The following is a 20,200-nucleotide window of genomic DNA, read 5'->3' as shown; positions in this document are numbered from 1 at the left end:
TCGTCAGTTGGATATTGCGCCGGTCTGGCTCACGGTTTCAAGCACCGGCCTGACCTTGTCGCCATCGCGCACGAAAGCGCCTGCTTTCAGCACCACCAGATCGCCCGGCTTGACGCCAGATGTCACCAGGATAAAGCCGTTTTCGATAATGCCGGTCTCGATTTTCACTTGGCGGACCACGCCATTCTCTACGATGCGGGTAAAGCTCCCGGCCTTGCCGCTGTCGATTGCGGACAAGGGCAGGGCAATGCCTGAGGCGGATGTAATAGTAATCAAGGCGCTGGCATACATGCCTTGGCGGGCCGCATCGCTATCATCGAGCAAAATATGGACCTCGCCCAGCCTGGTCGTTGGGCTGATGGCGGGTGAGATCAGCCGCACATGGCCGCTGATCGGCGTTGCCTGTCCAGCAATGGCGATTTCGGCCGGTTGGCCTATCCGCATTTTTTGCATATCGCTTTCGGATACTTCGGCCACCAGCTCGATCTTGCTGTCGCGGATAATGGTGAACAGCGGCTGGCCGGAGCCGGCAGCAATGGCGCCGATGCGGGCATTGCGGGCGGTGATCAACCCGCCGAACGGCGCCTTGATATCGGTGCGGGCCAGTTTCAGGTTGAGATCGGCGACCTGGCTGATCACCACTTTCAATTCGGCCTCGGCAATGGCGATGGACTGGCGGGCGCTGTCCACCTTGTTGCGGGCATTGATGGCGGATGTTTCGTATTGCTGGACCTGAGCGGTGGAAATCGTGCCGCCGGAGACCAGCGACTGGCCGCGCGCCAATTGGCGTTCCGCTTCTGCTGCACTGGCCTGCGCATCGATCAACTGGATCTTGTACTGGGCAAGAGAGGCCTCGGCCTTGGCCTGGTTGGCGGCATACTGCGCCTTTTGCAGGATCAGGCTGTCGCCATCCAGCGTTGCCAGAACCTGACCCGCCTTCACCTTGTCGCCGACATCGGCCAGAAGATTGCGAATGGCTATTCCATCCACTTCAGGCTGGACGTAGATTTCCTCGACGGCCTTGACGCTTCCGGTGCCGATCACCTTGTCGGTCAGGCTCTGGGTGCTGGCTTTGGCAACGACGATGGCCGGGAGCTGGGCATCGGTGCTGGCTGTTGGCTCAGTAGATTGCGCTTTCACGGCAGGTATAAAACCGCCCTGGCTAACCGACAGAAGCAGCGTCAGAACGAGGGTGATTGGCCTGACGCGCAAAGTTCCAACCCGACTGTCTGTCACCCCTGGTATCCTCCCAATGCCTGATTTATCACGCCGGATCGCGGCCTTGCGGATGAAGGCAGGGTGGGCGCGAGCCTTTTTCCCGGGGCGCGCTGTGACCAGGGACGATACGATTTCAAACATGTCTATTCAAATCCCTGGGGATCTATGGAAAACCCACAATACGCTAATATTATCGAAATGGCTTTAAATACAATGTCAGGTTTGCCGATCAACGGAAAACCCGGGTTTTTAATAGGGTTACGTTACGACAGGGGCGGTTTCAGCGCAATCCCGCTGCAGACAGAGCCGGTGCAGCGAAGAGGTTGCATTGCAATAATAGTTAAAGGAAAGCGCGCGGCTTCGACCTGATCGCGGATCGGCTTGTGTGGTAAACCCGGTTTTGCCCGCACGCGGTAGTCGGGCCTGTGCCAATATGAAAATCCCATGAAATAAAAGGGTTAGGGCAAGCTCAGCGGGGCCGCTCAGTCAGCCTATGGGAACCCCGCCGCCAGGGAATGGGATAAGACCCCTGGCGGCGAATACACGATAAAATTGAAAGTTGGATCTGCCTATTTCAGCGCTGCATCGGTGATTTCATGGGTATAAGCACCCACGGGTTCTTTGGATATGACAGGATCGGAACCGCCGCCGAGCAGGGTGGCCACGGTGCGCTTGTAATCGGCCTCGTCCAGCGCGCCCTTGGAGCCTTCCGTCAGCTTGGCCACTTCGCTCATCATCCGCTTCTGATGCTTTTCGGTCTGGGCTCCGGAGGCGTCGTTGTCCAGCACGATACCAGCTGCCTCGTCCGGGTTTTTTTCAGCCCATTTCCATCCCTTCATCGAGGCACGGACGAACTTGACCATCTTTTCCTTAAATGCCGGGTCTTTCAGCTTTGGCTCCAGCACGTAGAGGCCGTCTTCCAAGGTTGCGACGCCTTCCTTCTCATAGGGGAAGGTGATCAACTGATCGGGCTTGATACCGGCATCGATGACCTGCCAATATTCATTATAGGTCATGGTGGAAATGCAGGCCGCCTGCTTTTGCAACAACGGATCTACGTTGAAGCCCTGTTTCAGCACCTTTACACCGTCAGCACTGCCATCGGTTTTGATGCCCAGATGCGCCATCCAGGACAGGAACGGATATTCATTGCCGAAGAACCACACGCCCAGCGTCTTGCCCTTGAAATCGGCAGGCGTCTTAACGCCGCTTTCCTTGAGACAGGTCAGCATCATGCCCGAATGTTTGAACGGCTGGGCGATATTGACCAGCGGCACGCCTTTTTCACGGGTGGCCAAGGCGGATGGCAGCCAATCGACAATCACATCGGCACCGCCACCGGCCAGCACTTGCGCGGGCGCAATGTCCGGGCCGCCGGGCTTGATGTCCACATCAAGGCCTTCTTCCTTATAGAAGCCTTTGTCTTTGGCGACGTAATAGCCAGCAAACTGTGCCTGTGTCACCCATTTCAATTGCAGGGTCAGCTTGTCTGCGGCATGGGCCTGCATAGCCAGCATGGAAATGCTGGTGGCCATAAGCAGTGTGGTGATTTTGCTTTTCATGATCGTTCCCTCTCTTGTTATCTCATGTTTTATCAGCGCTGCCCACCACGGACAGACGGATGCCAGAAGGTGACGACCTTTTCAGCCAGCGCCACCAAACCATAGAAAACCGAACCCGCCAGCGCCGCCACCGCAATTTCGGCCCAGACCATATCGACATTGCTGCGGCCAACCTCGGTGGAAATGCGAAAGCCCATGCCGACGATGGGGGTGCCAAAAAACTCGGCCACAATGGCCCCAATCAGCGCCAGCGTGGAATTGATTTTCAGAGCGTTGAAAATAAACGGCCAGGCGGCGGGAAGCCGGAGCTTGATCAACGTCTGCCACCAGCTGGCGGCATAGGTGCGCATCAAATCGCGCTCCATATTGCTGGCGGCTGATAGTCCCTGCACGGTGTTCACCAGCATGGGGAAGAAGGTCATGATCACCACGACGGCGACTTTTGAGGGCCAATCAAACCCAAACCACATCACCATAATCGGGGCCACGCCCACCACGGGCAGGGCCGAGACGAAATTGCCAATCGGCAACAGGCCTTGTTTCAGAAACGGTGAGCGATCAATCAGCACGGCCACGATAAAGCCAAGGCCACAGCCTGCGACATAGCCCGTGAGCACCGATTTCAAAAATGTCTGTTGGAAATCGGCCCAGAGGATGGGCAGGGAATGGATCAGCCGGGTCCAGATCATGCTGGGGGCGGGCAGCAGAATGGAGGGGATATCGAAGCCGCGCACCACGCATTCCCAGATGACCAAAAGCGTGATGCCAAACAGCAACGGCACCGCAATATTGGCGGCACGCTGGGCGGGCAGGGCAGCGAAATGTTGGCGCACCAGCCATTCGTTCACGCCCCATGCGACAAGCCAGAAGATCAGCGCAAACAGCAGATACCCACTCATGCCCGCTCTCCCATGCGTTTCAGAACCGCAGTGTGGGCAAGCCCGACGATAGCCACCAACAGCGCCGCCAACCCCGCCGCCATAAACAGCGCTGCCCAGATTTGCACCGTCTGACCATAGTAAGAGCCAGACAGCAGCCGTGCGCCAAGGCCCGCGACGGCTCCGGTGGGCAATTCCCCCACAATGGCACCGACCAGCGAAATCGCAATCGCCACTTTCAGCGAGGTGAACAGATAGGGCATGGCGGCGGGCATGCGGAGTTTCCAGAATGTCTGGGTGTTGCTGGCGTAATAGGTGCGCATCAGATCAATCAAAATGGCATCTGGGCTGCGCAGGCCTTTGACCATGCCCACCACCACGGGAAAGAAGGACAGATAGGTGGAAATCAGCGCCTTGGGCATCAGGCCTGAAATGCCAATGGCGTTCAGTACCACAATAATCATCGGGGCCACGGCAATGATGGGAATGGTCTGGCTGGCAATCACCCACGGCATCAGCGATTTATCGACGGCACGGTTATGGACAATGGCAATGGCCAGCAGAATGCCCAGAACGGTGCCCATGCCAAAGCCCATCAGTGTGGCGGAAAGGGTGATCCATGCGTGATACACAAGGCTGCGCTTGGAGGTAATGGGTTTGTCGATGGTCGTATCCCACAGCTCGGCAATGATCTGGTGCGGGGCGGGAAGGACGGGGCGTTCCTGATTGAAGGTTTGCTCAATCACTTGCGCGGTGGTGATGGTTTCACCCGCTCTTGCTGCCTGATCGCGCACAAAGGGCGCGTTGAGAATGACCACGAAGACATGCCAGATGATCAATATGGCAAGGATGACGGTGAGGATGGGGAGAAGTCTATTCCTCATAACTATGCCCCGCCCGCAAACCTTCGCGCACACGATGGGCAATGGCCAGAAACTCCGGGCTTTCGCGAATATCCAGCGGTCGCTCCCGTGGCAGGGTCGATTCAATCACATCGGTCACGCGCCCGGGCCGGGGGCTCATCACCACGATTTTGGTGGAGAGATAAACGGCCTCTGGAATCGAGTGGGTGACAAAACAGATGGTCTTGTTGGTGCGATCCCAGAGTTTCAGCAATTGCTCGTTCAAATGATCGCGGACAATTTCATCCAGCGCGCCAAATGGCTCATCCATCAACAACAGGTCGGCATCAAAAGCCAGTGCGCGGGCAATCGAGGCACGTTGCTGCATGCCGCCGGAGAGCTGCCAGGGGAATTTTTTGCCAAAGCCTGCGAGATTGACCAGTTCTAGTGTTTGCTCAATCCGCTTTTTCCTCTCATCCGGGCTATAGGCCATAATCTCCAGCGGCAGGGCAATGTTTTGCTCAATGGTGCGCCATGGATAGAGCGCTGCCGCCTGAAACACATAGCCGTAGGAACGTTCCTTGCGGGCATTCTCCGGCGTCATGCCATTGACGGTAATGGTGCCGGATGTGTGCTTTTCCAGATCAGCAATGACGCGCAAAAACGTGGTTTTGCCACAGCCGGATGGGCCAATGAAGGAAACAAAATCGCCCTTTTTCACCTCCAGATCCACGTTGGACAGCGCATGCACCGGCCCATCATTGGTCTGGAAGGTCAGACAGAGATCTTTGGCGGAGACGACGGAATAGGGGGAGGCTGACATTACGATCTTCCATGTCTCATGATTTCACCTGAAGAGCGGGTTTGGATGGAGAGGCCTTCGGTCTCAGCCCCAGACGCCAGAAAACCGATCCGGCGACGGCACCGCTCGGGATCAATGCGACACCTACGACCAGAGCCGGTAAAATATAGTCGTTAAATCGGTTGCTTTCAGGATCAGGTGGTGACGTCGTCGGCATGATAAACAGCATGGTGAAAAATGCTGTCGATACTAGTGGGCATAGCGCACCTAAAATAATAGAATTCCTATGCGTTGCGTTCCATGCAATTCCGATAAGGGAAGTGCATATTAAAGTAAAAGGTGCGGCTGTGATGAGGGATACTGGAAGACCATATCCAATAAACATAAGAATTAGTATAAATGAGCCGACTGATCCGTTTAAAAACGCATCGGTTGAGAATTTTGTTTCACCTGACGTCATCAAAGGTAAGAGAAATATTGGCAGCATGATGAGAGCGAAAACCATTAGCCCTGTGATTACAGCGCCCAGATAAGCCCTCACCATCCTGAGCTTGCTCATCCTCACACCCCGCTGGCCGGAATGCCTGTGCGCTCCACTTTGCGCGGCGACACCAGTTCTTTCCACGTAGACAGCGCCTTGCTCACCGCAGGATAAGGCTCGCGCTTCACAAACTTGCCGTGGCCTTCCTGCGTTTTCACGGTGCTTTCCTCAATCGCCACCACGCCACGGGTGAGCGTAAAGCGCGGCAGGCCGGTGACGGTTTTGCCCTCGAACACATTGTAATCAATGGCCGATTGCTGGTTGTTGGCCGAGATTGTTTTGGAGCGCTTCGGGTCCCACACCACAATATCGGCATCGGCCCCCACAAGGATCGCGCCCTTCTTCGGATAGATATTGAGGATTTTGGCGATGTTGGTGGAGGTGACGGCCACGAACTCGTTCATGGTCAAGCGGCCCGTGGCCACGCCATAGGTCCACAGCATCGGCAGGCGATCTTCCAACCCGCCGGTGCCATTGGGGATTTTGGTGAAATTGCCAACGCCAAACCGCTTTTGCTCTGATGTAAAGGCGCAATGGTCGGTGGCAACGCAAGAGAGCGAGCCGGATTGCAGGCCCGCCCAGAGGCTATCCTGATGCTGCTTGTTGCGGAACGGCGGCGACATCACCCGGCGGGCGGCGTGGTCCCAATCCTTGTCGAAATATTCGCTCTCATCCAGCGTCAGATGCTGAATCAGCGGCTCGCCATAGACCCGCATGCCCTTTTGCCGGGCGCGGCGGATGGCCTCATGGGCCTGTTCGCAAGAGGTATGCACCACATAGAGCGGCACTCCTGCCATATCGGCCAGCATGATGGCGCGGTTGGTGGCTTCACCCTCCACTTCAGCCGGGCGGGAATAGGCGTGCGCCTCCGGCCCGTCATTGCCTTCTGCCAGCAGCTTTGCCGACATGGCCGCGACTACATCACCATTTTCGGCATGCACCAGCGGCAGCGCGCCCAGTTCGGCACAGCGGGAGAAGGAGGCAAACATCTCGTCATCATTCACCATCAAGGCCCCCTTATAGGCCATGAAGTGTTTGAAAGTGTTGATGCCCTTGTCCTGCACAATGGTCTGCATCTCGTTGAAAATGCGCTCATCCCATGAGGTGATGGCCATGTGGAAGGAATAATCGCAATTGGCGCGGGTGGATTTATTGTCCCAGCGGGTCAGCGCTTCCAGCAGCGATTGGCCGGGATCGGGCAGACAGAAATCCACCACCATGGTGGTGCCGCCAGCCAGACCCGCACGGGTGCCGCTTTCAAAATCATCGGCGGAATAGGTGCCCATGAACGGCATTTCCAGATGCACATGCGGATCAATACCACCCGGCATGATGTAACAGCCGGAGGCATCCAGCACGGTATCGCCGGAAAGGTCCGGGCCGATTTCGGTGATGACGCCGCCCTCGATTTTCACATCGGCCTTGTAGGTGAGATCGGCGGTGACGACGGTGCCGTTCTTGATGACTGTGCTCATGTGTGTTCACCCGTGTTTGTTTTTGGTTGTCGTTTGGTGGCCTTCGGCCCCCTCATCCGCCTGCCGACACCTTCTCCCCGCGGGGGAGAAGAGACCCGGACGCAGCCGCTTCGTCTATTGGAAAGCACAAAGGGCGCGGCACACTCCCTCTTCTCCCCAGCGGGGAGAAGGTGGCTCGAAGAGCCGGATGAGGGGGTGGCCGAAGGCCCCTAGGCTTGCTCATTCATGTCCTCGTTTCCCCGGATAGAACCGTAATGTGCCACAACGCTCGGTGATCTTGCCTTCCAGAACGGCAAGGATTGTTTCAAGAACATCGCGTCTTTCCGAGAGAACCTCGCCGTTCCAAAACCGAAGCACATCATAACCCTGGTCATTCAGCCACGCTGTTCGCATCTCGTCTGAAGCGCTTTCGGCATGTTGGCATCCATCCAGTTCAACAATCAAGCAGCGTTCACGGCAAACGAAATCAGCAATATAGGCACCGAGAGGCACCTGACGCGCGAATTTATGACCATTGAGCAGCCTGTTGCGAAGATCGCCCCACAGTCGATATTCTGCATCGGTTTCATTCTGACGAAGCTGTCTTGCTTGTCCTGTTTTGCCGGGTCGGCGTTTGGTAATGTCCGTCATGCCTTCGGCCCCCTCATCCGCCTGCCGGCACCTTCTCCCCGCAGGCGTGAAGAGACCAAGACGCAGCCGGTTCATCTTCATATGCTGCTGTCTTGCAATGCAAAGGTTACGGCACACTCCCTCTTCTCCCCAGCGGGGAGAAGGTGGCTCGAAGAGCCGGATGAGGGGGTGCCGAAGGCCCATGCTTACCCCACAACCTCCGCCGTCTCCAACACCGCATGCAACAACACATCACACCCGGCACCAGCCCAATCCTTGGAAATCTCTTCCGCCTCATTGTGCGAAAGCCCACCCACACACGGACACATAATCATCGTCGATGGCGCAACCCGCGCCGCCCAGCAAGCATCGTGGCCAGCACCGGAAATGATGTTCATGTGGCTATAGCCCAGCCGCTCGGCGGCATCGCGCACGCGGCCTACCAGCGTGGGATCAAACGTCACGGGATCGAAATGGCCAACAGCTTCCACTGAGCAGCCAACGCCCAGCGCTTCGCAGATTGTTGCGGCTTCTGCTTCAATCTTCGCCCGCATCCGGTCGAGTTTGTCTTGGCTTGGGGTGCGAATATCCACCGTGAACACCACCTTGCCCGGCAGCACATTGCGGGAGTTGGGCGAGAAGAACACTTGTCCCACGCCGCCAACAGCACCCGGCTGCTCGCTCATCGCCACATCCTGCACCATCTCAATGATCCGACTCATGGCCAGACCAGCGTTGACGCGCAAGTTCATTGGCGTGGAGCCAGTGTGCGCTTCACGGCCTGTCAGCGTAAATTCCAGCCACCACAGGCCCTGACAGTGGGTAACAACGCCAATCTGCTTGTTTTCGGCTTCCAGAATCGGCCCTTGCTCAATGTGATATTCGAAATAGGCGTGCATTTTGCGCGCACCAACCTCTTCCTCGCCCAGCCAGCCAATGCGCTTCAGCTCATCGCCATAGGTCTTGCCGTCTGGGTCTTTGCGGGAATAGGCGTAATCCAGCGTATGCATGCCCGCAAACACGCCGGAGGCCAGCATGGCCGGGGCAAAGCGCGCGCCTTCTTCATTGGCCCAGTTGGTCACAACAATCGGATGCTTGGTTTTAACGCCAAGATCGTTCATGGAGCGCACCACTTCCAGCGCGGCCAGCACACCCAGCACGCCATCATACTTGCCGCCGGTGGGTTGGGTGTCGAGGTGGGAGCCAACATAAACGGGCAGGGCATCGGGGTCGGTGCCGGGGCGGGTGGCGAACATGGTGCCCATCTGGTCCACGCCCATGGTCATGCCTGCTGCCTCGCACCAGCTCTGGAACAGCGCGCGACCTTCGGCGTCTTCGTCGGTCAAGGTCTGGCGGTTGTTGCCGCCAGCAATGCCGGGGCCAATCTTGGCCATGTCCATCAGGCTGTCCCACAGCCGGTCAGCATTTACGCGCAGGTTCGCACCGGGGTGAGCCGTCATCTTATCAATCCTAATTTGTGCAGGGATTTCGATGCCCATCGAAAACCGCTGTTCCCATCATTGTTAGCTCTTGTTATTTTTGAGCCTTTGTTTCGGTCTCAACCATTGCCTTTCTCAGGGCAGTGATTGATATTTGACCGATTGGTAAACATTACAACTTCCGGCGCGGCACTCAAGCCGAAAAACGCGAAAAATTCGGTCAAAGCTTTCGCCCGGTTTTTGAGGCGCGTCTGGTGGCTTCCGGGGCAGGGTTGGAAGCAGCAAGGCGCAGGCAGGCATGGGGAAGACAGGGAGAGGGCATGGCAATAGCCAGGGCATCGAAGACGCAGAGGCGGACGCGAATTCAGGAGGAAAAGGAGGAGGTCATCCTGCAAGCGGCGCTGGACGTGTTTTCCATGCGCGGCTTTCGCGGCTCGACCATCGACCAGATCGCCGAGGTGGCGGGCATGTCGAAACCCAATCTGCTCTATTATTTCCGCACTAAGGAGGCGATGCACCGGGTGCTGATGGACCGGCTGCTGGCCAATTGGCTTGAGCCGCTGCGCGCCTTTGATGCCGAGGGCGATCCGCAGGAGGAAATCCGGAGCTATATCCGCCGCAAGCTGGAAATGGCCCGCGATTTTCCGCGCGAAAGTCGGCTGTTTGCCAATGAAGTGCTCCAGGGGGCGCCCATTATCGAGGATGTGCTGAAAGGACCGCTGAAAGACCTGGTCGATGAAAAGGCCGAGGTGATCCGCAGTTGGATCATGGCGGGCAAGCTTATCGCCTGCGATCCCTATCACCTGATTTTTTCAATCTGGTCGACCACCCAGCATTATGCTGATTTCGACGTGCAGGTGCGTGCCGTGCTGGGCGCGGGGACGGCGGAAGACGACCGGTTCGAGAATGCCGCGCGGTTTCTGGAAGGGCTGTTTCTGAGGGGTCTACAGCCGGGAATGTGAAAGCAGGGACGGGATCAGTCTGGCAACATGGCCATGGCGAGAAGTCCGGCGGCGGTGATTAGCGCCCCGGCAAATACGGCCATCGGCGCCCAGCCATGGCCCATGGCGCCTTCCAGCACAATGATGAAACTCGGCGTCAGATAGCTATAGGCCAGCACTTTGGGGGCGGGCAGGCGCTGCGAGGCATATTGCAGCAGAAGGAAGGTAATCAGCGTCGTCACCACAGCCAGATAGAGCACCAGACCCCAGCCAAGCCAGGAGATCGAGGCATAATCGAGGGCGATCAGCCGGGGCAGGCCCGGCACCAGAATGAAGGCCAGCGTCCCCACCGCCGACCACAGCATGAAGATCAGCGCCGGTTCGTTCTCGTTGAATTTGCGCAGCAGAGGCACGTAAATCGCATGCGCGGTGACGCCGACGAGGTAGATCAGCTCACCCTTGCCGATGTCGAAATGGATCAGCGCCTGCACATCGCCGCGAAAGATCACCCAGATCGCGCCGATGGCGGCAATCACCAGGCTGACCATCACCCGGCCACGGGTTTTCTGGCGCATCAATAGCCAGGCAAAGCCTGCGCTCATCAGCGGCATCATCGTGAAGATCGCCCCGGTCGCCACAGGGGCGGTAAATTGCAGGGCGATGAACATGCTGATCATATAGGTGGCCATCAGCGCGCCGATAATCACGAAGCGGACCGGGCGACGCGGCGCTTTGAGCGGATAGCGCTTGACGCGGAAGCACAGGAAAGCGGTCAGCGCGATGGTGACGATATAGCGTAGCGCCTGGACCGCAATCGGATCGATCATGTGGGTCGCCATGCCACCGAAGGAAAAGGAGGTGGCGAGCAACACGGCAAACAGCAGAACGGCCAGATGGGCCTTCAGTTTCTCGCGGCCACGGGCATGGCTGTTGTGCCGGTCTTTTGCGGTGTCTTTTTGAGGCGCAGGGGAAATCGTCGATGCTGTCACGGTCGGGTCTTTGTGCAATGATAGGTTGGTGACGCCTACTCGTGTCGCGCCAAGGCTTTCTATACGATGCAGTGCAAAGCGAGGCGACCCTTTTTCCGTTCAAAACTAAGGCATTTACAAAGTATCAGAGCGCGATGGCGTCCTGTTTACGGTCCAGGGACCGGCGCTTCAAAAGCGCGAACAGGTCATCGCCGTTCATCGGGCGGGCGAGGCCAAAGCCCTGTAAGGTATGACAGCCGAGATCGCGCAGAATGTCGGCATGCTGCATGGTTTCGACACCTTCGGCAATGATTTCAATGCCAAGCGACCGACCGATTTCGACGATAGAGCCGATCAACCGTCGCTGTTGCTTGCTCTCGATGATCGGCAGGGTCAATTGCCGGTCGATTTTCAAGCGTCGGGGCGAGAGTTTCAAAAGGCTGAGGATCGAGGAATAGCCGGTGCCGAAATCATCGATCTCGATATCGATACCGAGGATCTTGATCTGGCTGATGGCGATGGCCGCGGCTTCCGCCTTGTCATCGAAGGAGATCGATTCCAGCAACTCGAAAGCAAGGCCGCCAGCAGGAAGCGGCGTATCGCGCAGATGGGCAAAAAGGCCGTCGTCGAACAATCTCTGGGCAGAGATATTGACCGAGACATGCGGCGTATCCAGCCCATGCTCCTGCCAGCGGCGGGCCTGGGCAAGCGATTGTTCCAAAATGCTGTTGTCGATGGCGGCCACGACATTCAGGCTTTCGGCCACCGACAGGAATGCAATCGGCGGCAACAGGCCAAGCTGCGGATGTTGCCAGCGCGCGAGCGCCTCGACGCCAGTAATCTGCATGGTGTGCGCGTCAAATTGCGGCTGGAAATAGGGAATGAAATCGTGATCGGCCAGCGAGCGCAGAATGGCGTCGGCGGTGCGCTTGGTGGAAAGGGTCGCTTCCTTCAACGTGTCGGAAAAGAATTCCAGCCGGTTCTTTCCGCGCCGTTTTGCCTCGTAAAGCGCGATATCGGCATTGATCAATGCCTGTTCCAGATGCGGGTGGTTGTTGCAGGACTGGGCAATGCCGATGCTGGCGCTAACACGGCATTCCTGGCCCTCCCAATGGATCGGCTGGTTGATGGCGTCGATCAGGGTTTCGCCAAGGATGCGGGCTGCGGCCTGGCTGCTCTCATCGTGCTTGACCACCACGAATTCGTCGCCGCCGATGCGCGCGGCAAAATCGCCCGGCGACATGTGGGCGTTGATCTGGCTGGCAGCATGGCGCAGCATGGCATCACCCGCCGCGTGGCCCAGCGTGTCGTTGATCTCCTTGAACCTGTCGAGATCGATATGCAGCAGAGCGACAGATTTGCCGTTACCCCTGAGGTCTTCGATCTCTGCCAGATGCCGGTCGAGGAAGCGTCGGTTTGCAAGTCCGGTGAGGGGATCGTGCAGAGACGTATGTTCCATGATCTGCCGGGCGTTTTCCAGTTCCTGGTTCTGGGCCTCGAGCGCGGTTTTGGCATCGTGCAGGGCTTCATGCAGTTTGACATCCGCGGTGATGTTCCAGTTCACGCCAACGATCTTCTTGCGAAAATCGGCATCGCGATAGATCGAGCCGAAGGAGCGGATATGGCGTATCTGGCCGCTGCGATCCAGAATGCGGAACTCGGTCGAGTAATTGGAGCCCGTGCGGATGGCCGTGGCCAGAGCGTGAGTGGCGCTTTCCCGATCCTCTGGATGGAGACAGTTGCTCCAATCCTCGCGGATTTCAATCGGACGGGACGGATCACAATCGTAGAGCTGGCGCATGCGATTGTCCCAGGTCAGGGCGAGGCTGCCGATATCCATTTCCCACACACCGATTTGCGAGGCGTCGAGCGCGATTTGCAATCGTTGTGACAGAGTGCGCAGTTCCCGTTCCTGCTCGTTGAGCTCGGCAATATTGGCCTGCCGTTCCATCAGCAGATGCGCGACCCACAGGAAAGGCGTGATGATTGCCAGCGCCAGGATGAACATTACCAGCTGGCGGAACCAGATTTCGTTGGCAGGTTGTTGCCAGCCACCCTTGGGCGCTGCCGCCAATATCCAGGTCTGTGCGCCGATACTGACCTCCATGCGCACCGCGCTGGCGCCGATCAGTGCGGGATCGCCGAAAAACGCCCTGCTGACTGCGTTCTGCGTATCGGAACCGGCGTAAAGCGCGACATTCAGATCGAGGTCGTAGAGGCCACTTTCGCGAAACAGCCGCTCCACATCGACGGTGCCACGCAGCAGGCCATGGCTGAAGGGCTTATCCTGAGGGGACGTCTGGTCCGGCAAGTCTGGTGACGTGCTGGCCGGTTCGTTGAGGCTCGATGATGCGATGGGGTAAAAGATAACGAGACTATTGCCTGTTGTCGGCAGGTTCATCGGCTCTGTGATGACATAGATATTGCTGTTCTCGGCCTGGACGGCGGCTTTTTGCTCTTGCGGGTTGGCGGTAAAATCATGCCCAGCCTGGTTGAGAATGAACGGATAGGTCAGTCTTGTCCGCATGTCGTAGGAAAGACTGATCGAGCGCAACCGGACAGGCCTGGAGAAAAATCGCCGGCCAATGGCGGAAAACCGGGCCTGACTCATGTCCGGCTCGGTTTCAAGCACGGCAAGCAGGCCCTGAAGCATCTTGATGTCAGCCTTGATATTGCCTTCCAGCCGGGCGCGGACGGGGCTGAGCTTGTCGGAAATCGCGGCCTTCCTGTCTTCCAGATAGGCTTTGCGATTTTGACTTTCGATTGCAAAAATAGTGACGAAAACCGCAGCGCAAACAATCAAAGCGGGCCAGTAGAAGCTGGCAAGCTTCCTGACACTTCCCACAATGTTACCGGCCCAGGCAGAAATGATCATCATCAAACTCTTCAACGTGCAGATATATCGATGTTTCGGTCCTGCTCTTTAGAGTCTGCCAGGCTCCTATGTCACCTGACGGACTTTCGATCTTGTTGTCTTCGCCTCGGATTTTTCCGAGAATCGATCCAAATTCCCGGTCAAATCCTGTCGCCCTTGGTAGAGCGTAAGATGCAGTATTCATTTCGAAGTTTGAACCTAATCGCTTCGCCCATTTTGGATGATCTGGATAGACCTCTCTTCTTATTCAAATATACTTATGCAGGCTTGGTCATTTCATTGCAAAGTAACTCTCTAAAATTTCCTTTGTGGTGTAAAAAAATGCATTGCAGAAATTTATCCAATTTCCAATTGATATCATTGATATTTCTTGGATAAAAGAAAATTGCCGAAGAATTTAAATTTATTATTTTATTGAATTTCCTCTCAAATATTCTGGAGTTTTTGAGAGAAATTCTCCAATGATCCATAGATGAAAATAGGGTTGCATGCGGTATAGTCGACGCATTGTGTTGTCATGTTATTTGGATGAAGCGCGCTCCACGATAGGGGTGCAATGCGCTGTACGGATATTGTCGTCAAGCATGCGATGAAATAACGACTGCATCAGTTCATGAAAGAATTGAGAATTCCTGAATTTTCTCGCCACGTTTCGCAGGTTTGTTTTTATTTGTATATTTCTAATATTTAAATAAATCTAATGCAATTCACGGCGATGCCTGTCATTTTTGTTCGCAACGCGTGGAATGCCCTCACGGTGAGAATGGGTAATCATCTTCGACCCTTGGTCTTAAAATTTGCCAAGGGAAAAGTGGTCACCGGTTTTCCCGAAATGACAAACAAAAAAACTGAGAATCTGTCTGGTTCAATCTGAACCCGAAAGACTCTCAGTTGCTGCCAATTTAAGGCTTTGAGATACTCACAAACGGAAATCCAACATCACTGCAATGACGGTTGGACTTATTCCGCTGCCTGCACCGCCATCGGATTATTGGGATGTGTCGTCCAGTTGGCATAGTTCGGATCGACTGGCTTGCCAGTGCGCTGGTCCAGCATGCCGGGTTCAAGCCCAACCATGGTGATGCAGTTTTCGACCGGACAGACGTTGACGCAGAGATTGCAGCCGACGCATTCGTCTTCCATCACCTCGAACTTGCGCGCACCATCGACAATGCTGGTGATTGCCTGATGAGACGTATCCTCGCATGCGATATGACAGCGGCCACATTTGATGCAGGCATCCTGATCGATCTGCGCCTTGGCGATATAGTTGAGGTTGAGATATTGCCAGTCGGTGACATTGGGAACGGCGCGGCCACAGATGTCATCCAGCGATGCGTGACCCTTGGCATCCATCCAGTCGGACAGGCCTGTGATCATTTCCTCAACGATCTTGAAGCCATAGGTCATGGCGGCGGTGCAGACCTGTACATTGCCAGCGCCGAGCGCCAAAAACTCTGCCGCATCGCGCCAGGTGGTGATGCCGCCGATGCCTGAGATCGGCAGGCCGTAGGTTTCCGGGTCGCGGGCGATTTCCGCCACCATGTTCAGCGCAATCGGCTTGACCGCCGGGCCGCAATAACCGCCATGGCTGCCCTTGCCGCCAACGCTGGGGTTGGGGGCAAAGCTGTCGAGATCGACGGAGACGATGGAATTGATGGTGTTGATCAGCGAAACTGCATCGGTGCCGCCAGCCTTGGCCGCGCGGGCCGGTTTGCGGATATCGGTAATGTTCGGCGTCAGCTTGGTAATGACGGGCATGCGGCTATATTGCTTGCACCAGCGCACAACCATTTCGATATATTCTGGCACCTGACCGACGGCGGCCCCCATGCCGCGTTCCGACATGCCGTGCGGACAGCCGAAATTCAGCTCAATGCCGTCAGCCCCGGTTTCTTCAACCAGCGGCAGGATCGCCCTCCACTCTTCCTCCTCGCAGGGCACCATGATTGAGGCGATCAGGGCGCGGTCCGGCCAGTTCATCTTGACCATCTTCATTTCCTGAAGATTGACCTGCAAGGGCCGGTCGGTGATCAGCTCGATATTGTTGAGACCCAGCAGGCGGCGGTCCGCCCCCCAGATGGCCCCGTAGCGCGGACCATTGACATTGACGACCGGCGGGCCTTCCGAGCCGAGGGTTTTCCACACCACGCCGCCCCAGCCCGCCTTGAAGGCGCGCTCGACATTATAGGCCTTGTCGGTCGGTGGCGCAGAGGCCAGCCAGAAGGGGTTGGGTGATTTGATGCCGACGAAATTATTTCTGATATCAGCCATGGTTCAATCCCTCCGGCTCAGGCGACGGCGCTGACGCCGGAGGCGTCCGCAGCAAGCGTCAGGTTGATGCTTTCAGCCGCGTCGCGGCCCATAGCAACGGCGGAGACCGTCAGGTCCTGGCCGCCGAAGGCGCAGTCACCGCCCGCCCAGACACCGGCAAGCGATGTGCGACCCTCTGCATCCACAGCGATCTTGCCGCCTTGCATCGCAAGGCTGTCCTGGCCTTCCGGGTCGAGCTTCTGGCCGATGGCGACGAGGATCTGGTCGGCCTTGATCTCGGTGATGTGCCCAGTGCCCTTCATCAGACCGTTTTCCAGATGGGTATATTCAAAGCTGATCGAGGCGACATGGCCGCCGTGATGCGCAACTTCTTTTGGCTGGAGCCAATGGCGGATCTGCACGCCCTTGGAGGCGGCAAGGTCCTGCTCATAATCCGAGGCGTTCATATGCTCCTTGCCACGGCGGTAGCAGATGGTGACGTTTTCCGCACCCAGCAACTTAGCCTGCACGCCCGCATCGATGGCGGTCATGCCGCCGCCAATGACGACGACATCGCGTCCAACCGGCACATCGCTCTTGGCGTTCGCCTGGCGCAGATGAGCAATGAACTCCACCGCATCCATGACGCCATTGGTATCGGCGCCGGGAATGGTCAGCATGTTGACATTGCCAAGGCCGGTGCCGAGAAACACCGCATCGAACTTGGCCTTGAGGTCGGCGAGCGTGAAGTCGCGGCCCAGCATCTGGCCATGCAGCACGTCGATATTGCCGATGGAGAGAATGTAATCCACTTCCGCCTGGGCAAAGCCCTCAGGGGTTTTGTAGGCGGCGATGCCATATTCGTTCAGCCCGCCTGCCTTGGGGCGGGTGTCGTAGATGGTGACGGAATGGCCGTGCATGGCCAGCCGATGCGCGCAGGCAAGCCCGGCAGGACCGGCACCGACCACGGCAATGGTCTTTCCGGTCGAGGCAGCGGCTGTGTAGAACTGGTGGCCATGTTCAATGGCCAGATCTGTCGCATAACGCTGCAAGCGACCGATTTCCACCGGGCGCTCTTCGGCGGTGTTGCGCACGCAGGCCTCTTCGCAGAGCTGTTCGGTGGGACAGACGCGGGCGCACATGCCGCCAAGGATGTTCTGATCGAAAATCGTCTTGGCCGAGCCGGTTGGATTACCGGTCGAGATCTGCCGGATGAACAGCGGGATGTCGATTGAGGTCGGACAGGCCGTCATGCAGGGCGCGTCATAACAGAAATAGCAGCGGTCAGAGGCAACAAGCGCTTCATGGTCGCCCAGGCGCGGATGCAGGTCAGAGAAGTTTTTCACATAATCGGCAGCGTCAAGCCGCCCGGCCTTCACGCCCGGTTCCAGTTTTCGCATCGCAGTTCCCTCTTTTTTGTTCGAAGCGATTGGGAAAATCGTAACGCAGGATAAAAAATTTATCAAACGGTAAAAATTGGAATATGCCGCAATGCGGAAAATCGTTCAAATAACTGATATTTAAAGATTTTATCAAGTTTTTGATGCCGAACCTCGGCCGCCATGTCCTGTGATAAAACATGATGAAAATCCTCCACTATATACTTTACTCTTTTACTCATGTTTTGTAGGGTGGTTGCAACAGACACGAGGATGGCAAGACGCCGCCGCCACACACAGGAGACGGTCCATGGCAAAACACAATGCGCCGAAAAAGAAGAAGCAGACAGATAAGCGGGCTGTAACGGCTGCCCCGGTTGATGACAAAGGCGGCCAGGCAGATATCAAGAGCTTCCTCTATGTCGGCGGGCGGGATTGCCAGGTGGCGCATCTGCGCCAGATAGCCACGAATTTCGGTGCCGAGCTGATCCATCACGATGGCGGATTGCGGGAAGCTGTTTCGCGCATCGACACTGTGCTGCCTTCGGTGGACTGCGTGTTCTGCCCGATCGACTGTATCAGCCATGATGCGTGTCTGCGGGTGAAGAGTGGCTGCAAGAAATTCGGCAAGACCTTCATTCCGCTGCGCAACGGCTCGAAATCCAGCCTGGAACGGGCGCTTCAGACGTTGAACGACCGCTCTGACAGCAATTAAGGGACAGATTTATGCATGACGGTGGTGATAGCACCCTGATGATCGAGCTGCACAAGCTTGGCGACCAGGCGGGCGAGGGGCTGATTGGCGCGCTCTACGAGCGGCAGCAGGATGGCCGGGAACGGCAGGCGGCGATGGCTGACATTATCCGGCTGCCGGGCCTGCATGAACGGCCTGTATCGCGCACCCAGCATTTGGCGCAGGGGTTGCGGCGGGAAGCGATTTCAGCCGAGGTCATCGATTTTCCGCCGCCGCAATGGCACCGCAACGCGGCGCGGCGTAGCAGCTGATCAGCTGCGCGGCAAAAATGCGCCGAGCGCCAACAGCGCCCAACCGACCATCATCGCAATACCGCCCGTTGGGGCGGCCATAGGAAACAGGCTCTGGCCGGTCCATTGCTTGACCGTGAGATCACCGGCAAAAAGCAGCACGCCGAGGCCGATCATCAGGCCGGATAGCGTGGCGGTGCGAATCCTGTCACCGGCCAGATAAAGCCCCAGCAAGGCGGGGGCATGGGTGAGCGCAATCGAGGAGGCGGGGCCAAGCAGATTGCCAGCTCCCGTCACATGCGCCGCCGCTGCCGCCAGCCCGACGCCGCAGGCGCCGAACAGGCCGGACAAGATTAGCAGGAGAGGTCTCAATGCGCGCAGGCTCATGGCGCTATTCCTTGTTCTGCATATGATGGGCAAGCTTTTCAATCGGCGTCCCGATGATCTCACGCAGCTTCTCGTGGGCAATGGTCTCGTCCATGGCGCGGCGAAAGCATAAGAGCCATTCATCGCGCTCCTGTGGCCCGATCTCCGCCACAAAATGCCGACGCCGCAACATGGGATGGCCGCGCTTTTGCATATAGACCGGCGGCCCGCCGAGATAGCCGGTGATATAATCGTAAAACTTCTCTTCGCTTTCGGTGAGATCAGCCGGATGAATGGCCCGGCAATGCGCCGCCTCCGGCAGCGTGTCCATCAACTGATAAAAGCGATGCACCAGCGCCTTCACGGTCGCATCGCCGCCGATCGCTTCATAAAGCGTGATGGTCTTCTCGTCACTCACATCCTGCCCTCGACTGTCATCACCTCTTTTGCCGGGTTTGGCGGCGGGAGGCAACGGGCGAGGGGAGGATGTGGCTGAGGCGCAGGGCTTGGCCGTTATCTGCTCGGGTGATAGAAATGGCGGCGTGTGTGCGTGGGTGATCGACGTTTGCAGAAAGCCGCCGTAAATATGGAGCGTCAGCACGGCGTTGGTCATAAAAAGGCATTTTCAGATTGGCATGATCCAATCTTTCTTCCGTATACCGGTTGTGGATGGCAAACGGTCGTTCTGTTACAGGCGGGGTTGTGTGGTTCGGCGGCTATTACCGCCGAACCTTGCTCGGCCGGCACATCTACGAATGAGCGACTGGTTCGTCCGTACGCCTGTGGATCAGGCGCGGGCTGGTCCTCCTCGGCTATCCGACGATTGAGTGAGTAGTGATTTCCAAGTCGACCTCATTAGTCGAGACGATATACATGATATTGTCCTGCGGGTCGTCGATGATGATCGGCCCGAAGCCATTGGCTGTGATAGTGATGGATTCGGGAGAGATACCCGTTACGTAAGGGTCGAGGGCAACGGCTGCCGGTGCCGCAGCATTTGCAAAGGCATTGACGATGACATTGGCGAGACTGTCGTCTTTTTGGACATGGATCATAATGACTCCTGAG

Annotated in this window: 19 protein-coding genes; 3 read left to right on the top strand and 16 right to left on the bottom strand. The window is 57.1% G+C overall.

What is annotated here, in order from left to right; all coding sequences use genetic code 11:
• Positions 1-3: 3 nt before the first annotated feature.
• The 9 genes from AVI_RS13665 to AVI_RS13625 form a co-directional block, all read right to left on the bottom strand.
• A complete protein-coding gene (locus AVI_RS13665) occupies positions 4-1,140 on the bottom strand; it encodes an efflux RND transporter periplasmic adaptor subunit (protein WP_015916894.1) in 1,137 nt (378 codons plus the stop codon).
• Between the two features lie 647 nt (positions 1,141-1,787).
• Positions 1,788-2,780, bottom strand: coding sequence for an ABC transporter substrate-binding protein (locus AVI_RS13660; protein WP_015916893.1), 993 nt, complete (start codon positions 2,778-2,780; stop codon positions 1,788-1,790).
• A 32-nt stretch (positions 2,781-2,812) separates the two neighbouring features.
• Positions 2,813-3,679, bottom strand: coding sequence for an ABC transporter permease (locus tag AVI_RS13655; protein ID WP_015916892.1), 867 nt, complete (start codon positions 3,677-3,679; stop codon positions 2,813-2,815).
• Positions 3,676-4,542, bottom strand: coding sequence for an ABC transporter permease (locus AVI_RS13650; RefSeq protein ID WP_015916891.1), 867 nt, complete (start codon positions 4,540-4,542; stop codon positions 3,676-3,678). Before AVI_RS13650 ends, AVI_RS13655 begins: the two co-directional genes overlap by 4 nt.
• On the bottom strand, positions 4,532-5,323 hold the full coding sequence (locus AVI_RS13645) for an ABC transporter ATP-binding protein (RefSeq protein WP_015916890.1): 792 nt from the start codon (positions 5,321-5,323) through the stop codon (positions 4,532-4,534). Before AVI_RS13645 ends, AVI_RS13650 begins: the two co-directional genes overlap by 11 nt.
• Positions 5,324-5,339: 16 nt before the next feature.
• Positions 5,340-5,861 (bottom strand): hypothetical protein, encoded by a 522-nt coding sequence (locus AVI_RS13640; protein ID WP_041696994.1) that lies wholly within the window; start codon positions 5,859-5,861, stop codon positions 5,340-5,342.
• A gap of 2 nt (positions 5,862-5,863) precedes the next feature.
• Positions 5,864-7,318, bottom strand: coding sequence for a dihydropyrimidinase (gene hydA / locus AVI_RS13635; protein WP_015916889.1), 1,455 nt, complete (start codon positions 7,316-7,318; stop codon positions 5,864-5,866).
• A 219-nt stretch (positions 7,319-7,537) separates the two neighbouring features.
• Positions 7,538-7,948 (bottom strand): endonuclease domain-containing protein, encoded by a 411-nt coding sequence (locus AVI_RS13630; protein WP_049777308.1) that lies wholly within the window; start codon positions 7,946-7,948, stop codon positions 7,538-7,540.
• Between the two features lie 185 nt (positions 7,949-8,133).
• Entirely contained in the window at positions 8,134-9,387 is a 1,254-nt protein-coding gene (locus AVI_RS13625) for a Zn-dependent hydrolase (protein ID WP_041698174.1), read from the bottom strand.
• A 299-nt stretch (positions 9,388-9,686) separates the two neighbouring features.
• Here AVI_RS13625 and AVI_RS13620 point away from each other — a divergent pair, with 299 nt between their 5' ends.
• Positions 9,687-10,328 carry a TetR family transcriptional regulator C-terminal domain-containing protein gene (locus AVI_RS13620; RefSeq protein WP_015916886.1) on the top strand — a complete coding sequence of 214 codons (642 nt, stop codon included), beginning with the start codon at positions 9,687-9,689 and terminating at the stop codon, positions 10,326-10,328.
• 14 nt (positions 10,329-10,342) lie between these two features.
• Here the strand turns inward: AVI_RS13620 and AVI_RS13615 are convergent, their stop codons facing one another.
• The 4 genes from AVI_RS13615 to AVI_RS13600 form a co-directional block, all read right to left on the bottom strand.
• A complete protein-coding gene (locus AVI_RS13615; RefSeq protein WP_015916885.1) occupies positions 10,343-11,296 on the bottom strand; it encodes a DMT family transporter in 954 nt (317 codons plus the stop codon).
• Positions 11,297-11,420: 124 nt separating this feature from the next.
• Positions 11,421-14,153, bottom strand: a complete 2,733-nt coding sequence (locus tag AVI_RS13610) for a putative bifunctional diguanylate cyclase/phosphodiesterase (RefSeq protein WP_085946593.1) — start codon at positions 14,151-14,153, stop codon at positions 11,421-11,423.
• Positions 14,154-15,110: 957 nt separating this feature from the next.
• Entirely contained in the window at positions 15,111-16,424 is a 1,314-nt protein-coding gene (gene preA, locus AVI_RS13605) for an NAD-dependent dihydropyrimidine dehydrogenase subunit PreA (RefSeq protein ID WP_015916883.1), read from the bottom strand.
• A gap of 17 nt (positions 16,425-16,441) precedes the next feature.
• Complete coding sequence (locus tag AVI_RS13600; protein WP_041696992.1) at positions 16,442-17,803, bottom strand: NAD(P)-dependent oxidoreductase; 1,362 nt, start codon at positions 17,801-17,803, stop codon at positions 16,442-16,444.
• 289 nt (positions 17,804-18,092) lie between these two features.
• On the opposite strand from AVI_RS13600, the gene AVI_RS13595 reads away from it, so the two are divergent.
• Both AVI_RS13595 and AVI_RS13590 read left to right on the top strand, forming a co-directional pair.
• Positions 18,093-18,497: a DUF2325 domain-containing protein gene (locus AVI_RS13595; protein WP_015916881.1), complete on the top strand. Its 405-nt coding sequence runs from the start codon at positions 18,093-18,095 to the stop codon at positions 18,495-18,497.
• Positions 18,498-18,508: 11 nt separating this feature from the next.
• Positions 18,509-18,787 (top strand): hypothetical protein, encoded by a 279-nt coding sequence (locus tag AVI_RS13590; RefSeq protein WP_041696990.1) that lies wholly within the window; start codon positions 18,509-18,511, stop codon positions 18,785-18,787.
• Here AVI_RS13590 and AVI_RS13585 read toward each other — a convergent pair whose 3' ends face one another.
• The 3 genes from AVI_RS13585 to AVI_RS13575 all read right to left on the bottom strand — a co-directional run bounded on the left by AVI_RS13585 (position 18,788) and on the right by AVI_RS13575 (position 20,187).
• The gene (locus AVI_RS13585; RefSeq protein WP_015916880.1) at positions 18,788-19,153 is read right to left on the bottom strand and encodes a DUF423 domain-containing protein; all 366 of its coding nucleotides are present in this window, start codon (positions 19,151-19,153) and stop codon (positions 18,788-18,790) included.
• Between the two features lie 4 nt (positions 19,154-19,157).
• Positions 19,158-19,550: a group II truncated hemoglobin gene (locus AVI_RS13580; RefSeq protein ID WP_015916879.1), complete on the bottom strand. Its 393-nt coding sequence runs from the start codon at positions 19,548-19,550 to the stop codon at positions 19,158-19,160.
• 394 nt (positions 19,551-19,944) lie between these two features.
• Entirely contained in the window at positions 19,945-20,187 is a 243-nt protein-coding gene (locus AVI_RS13575) for a hypothetical protein (RefSeq protein ID WP_015916878.1), read from the bottom strand.
• Positions 20,188-20,200: the final 13 nt, after the last annotated feature.

Origin of the sequence: Allorhizobium ampelinum S4, assembly GCF_000016285.1 — a bacterium.
Taxonomy (GTDB): Bacteria; Pseudomonadota; Alphaproteobacteria; order Rhizobiales; family Rhizobiaceae; genus Allorhizobium; species Allorhizobium ampelinum.
Note: the sequence above shows the minus strand (reverse complement) of the source record. Positions and strands in the feature narration are given on the sequence as shown.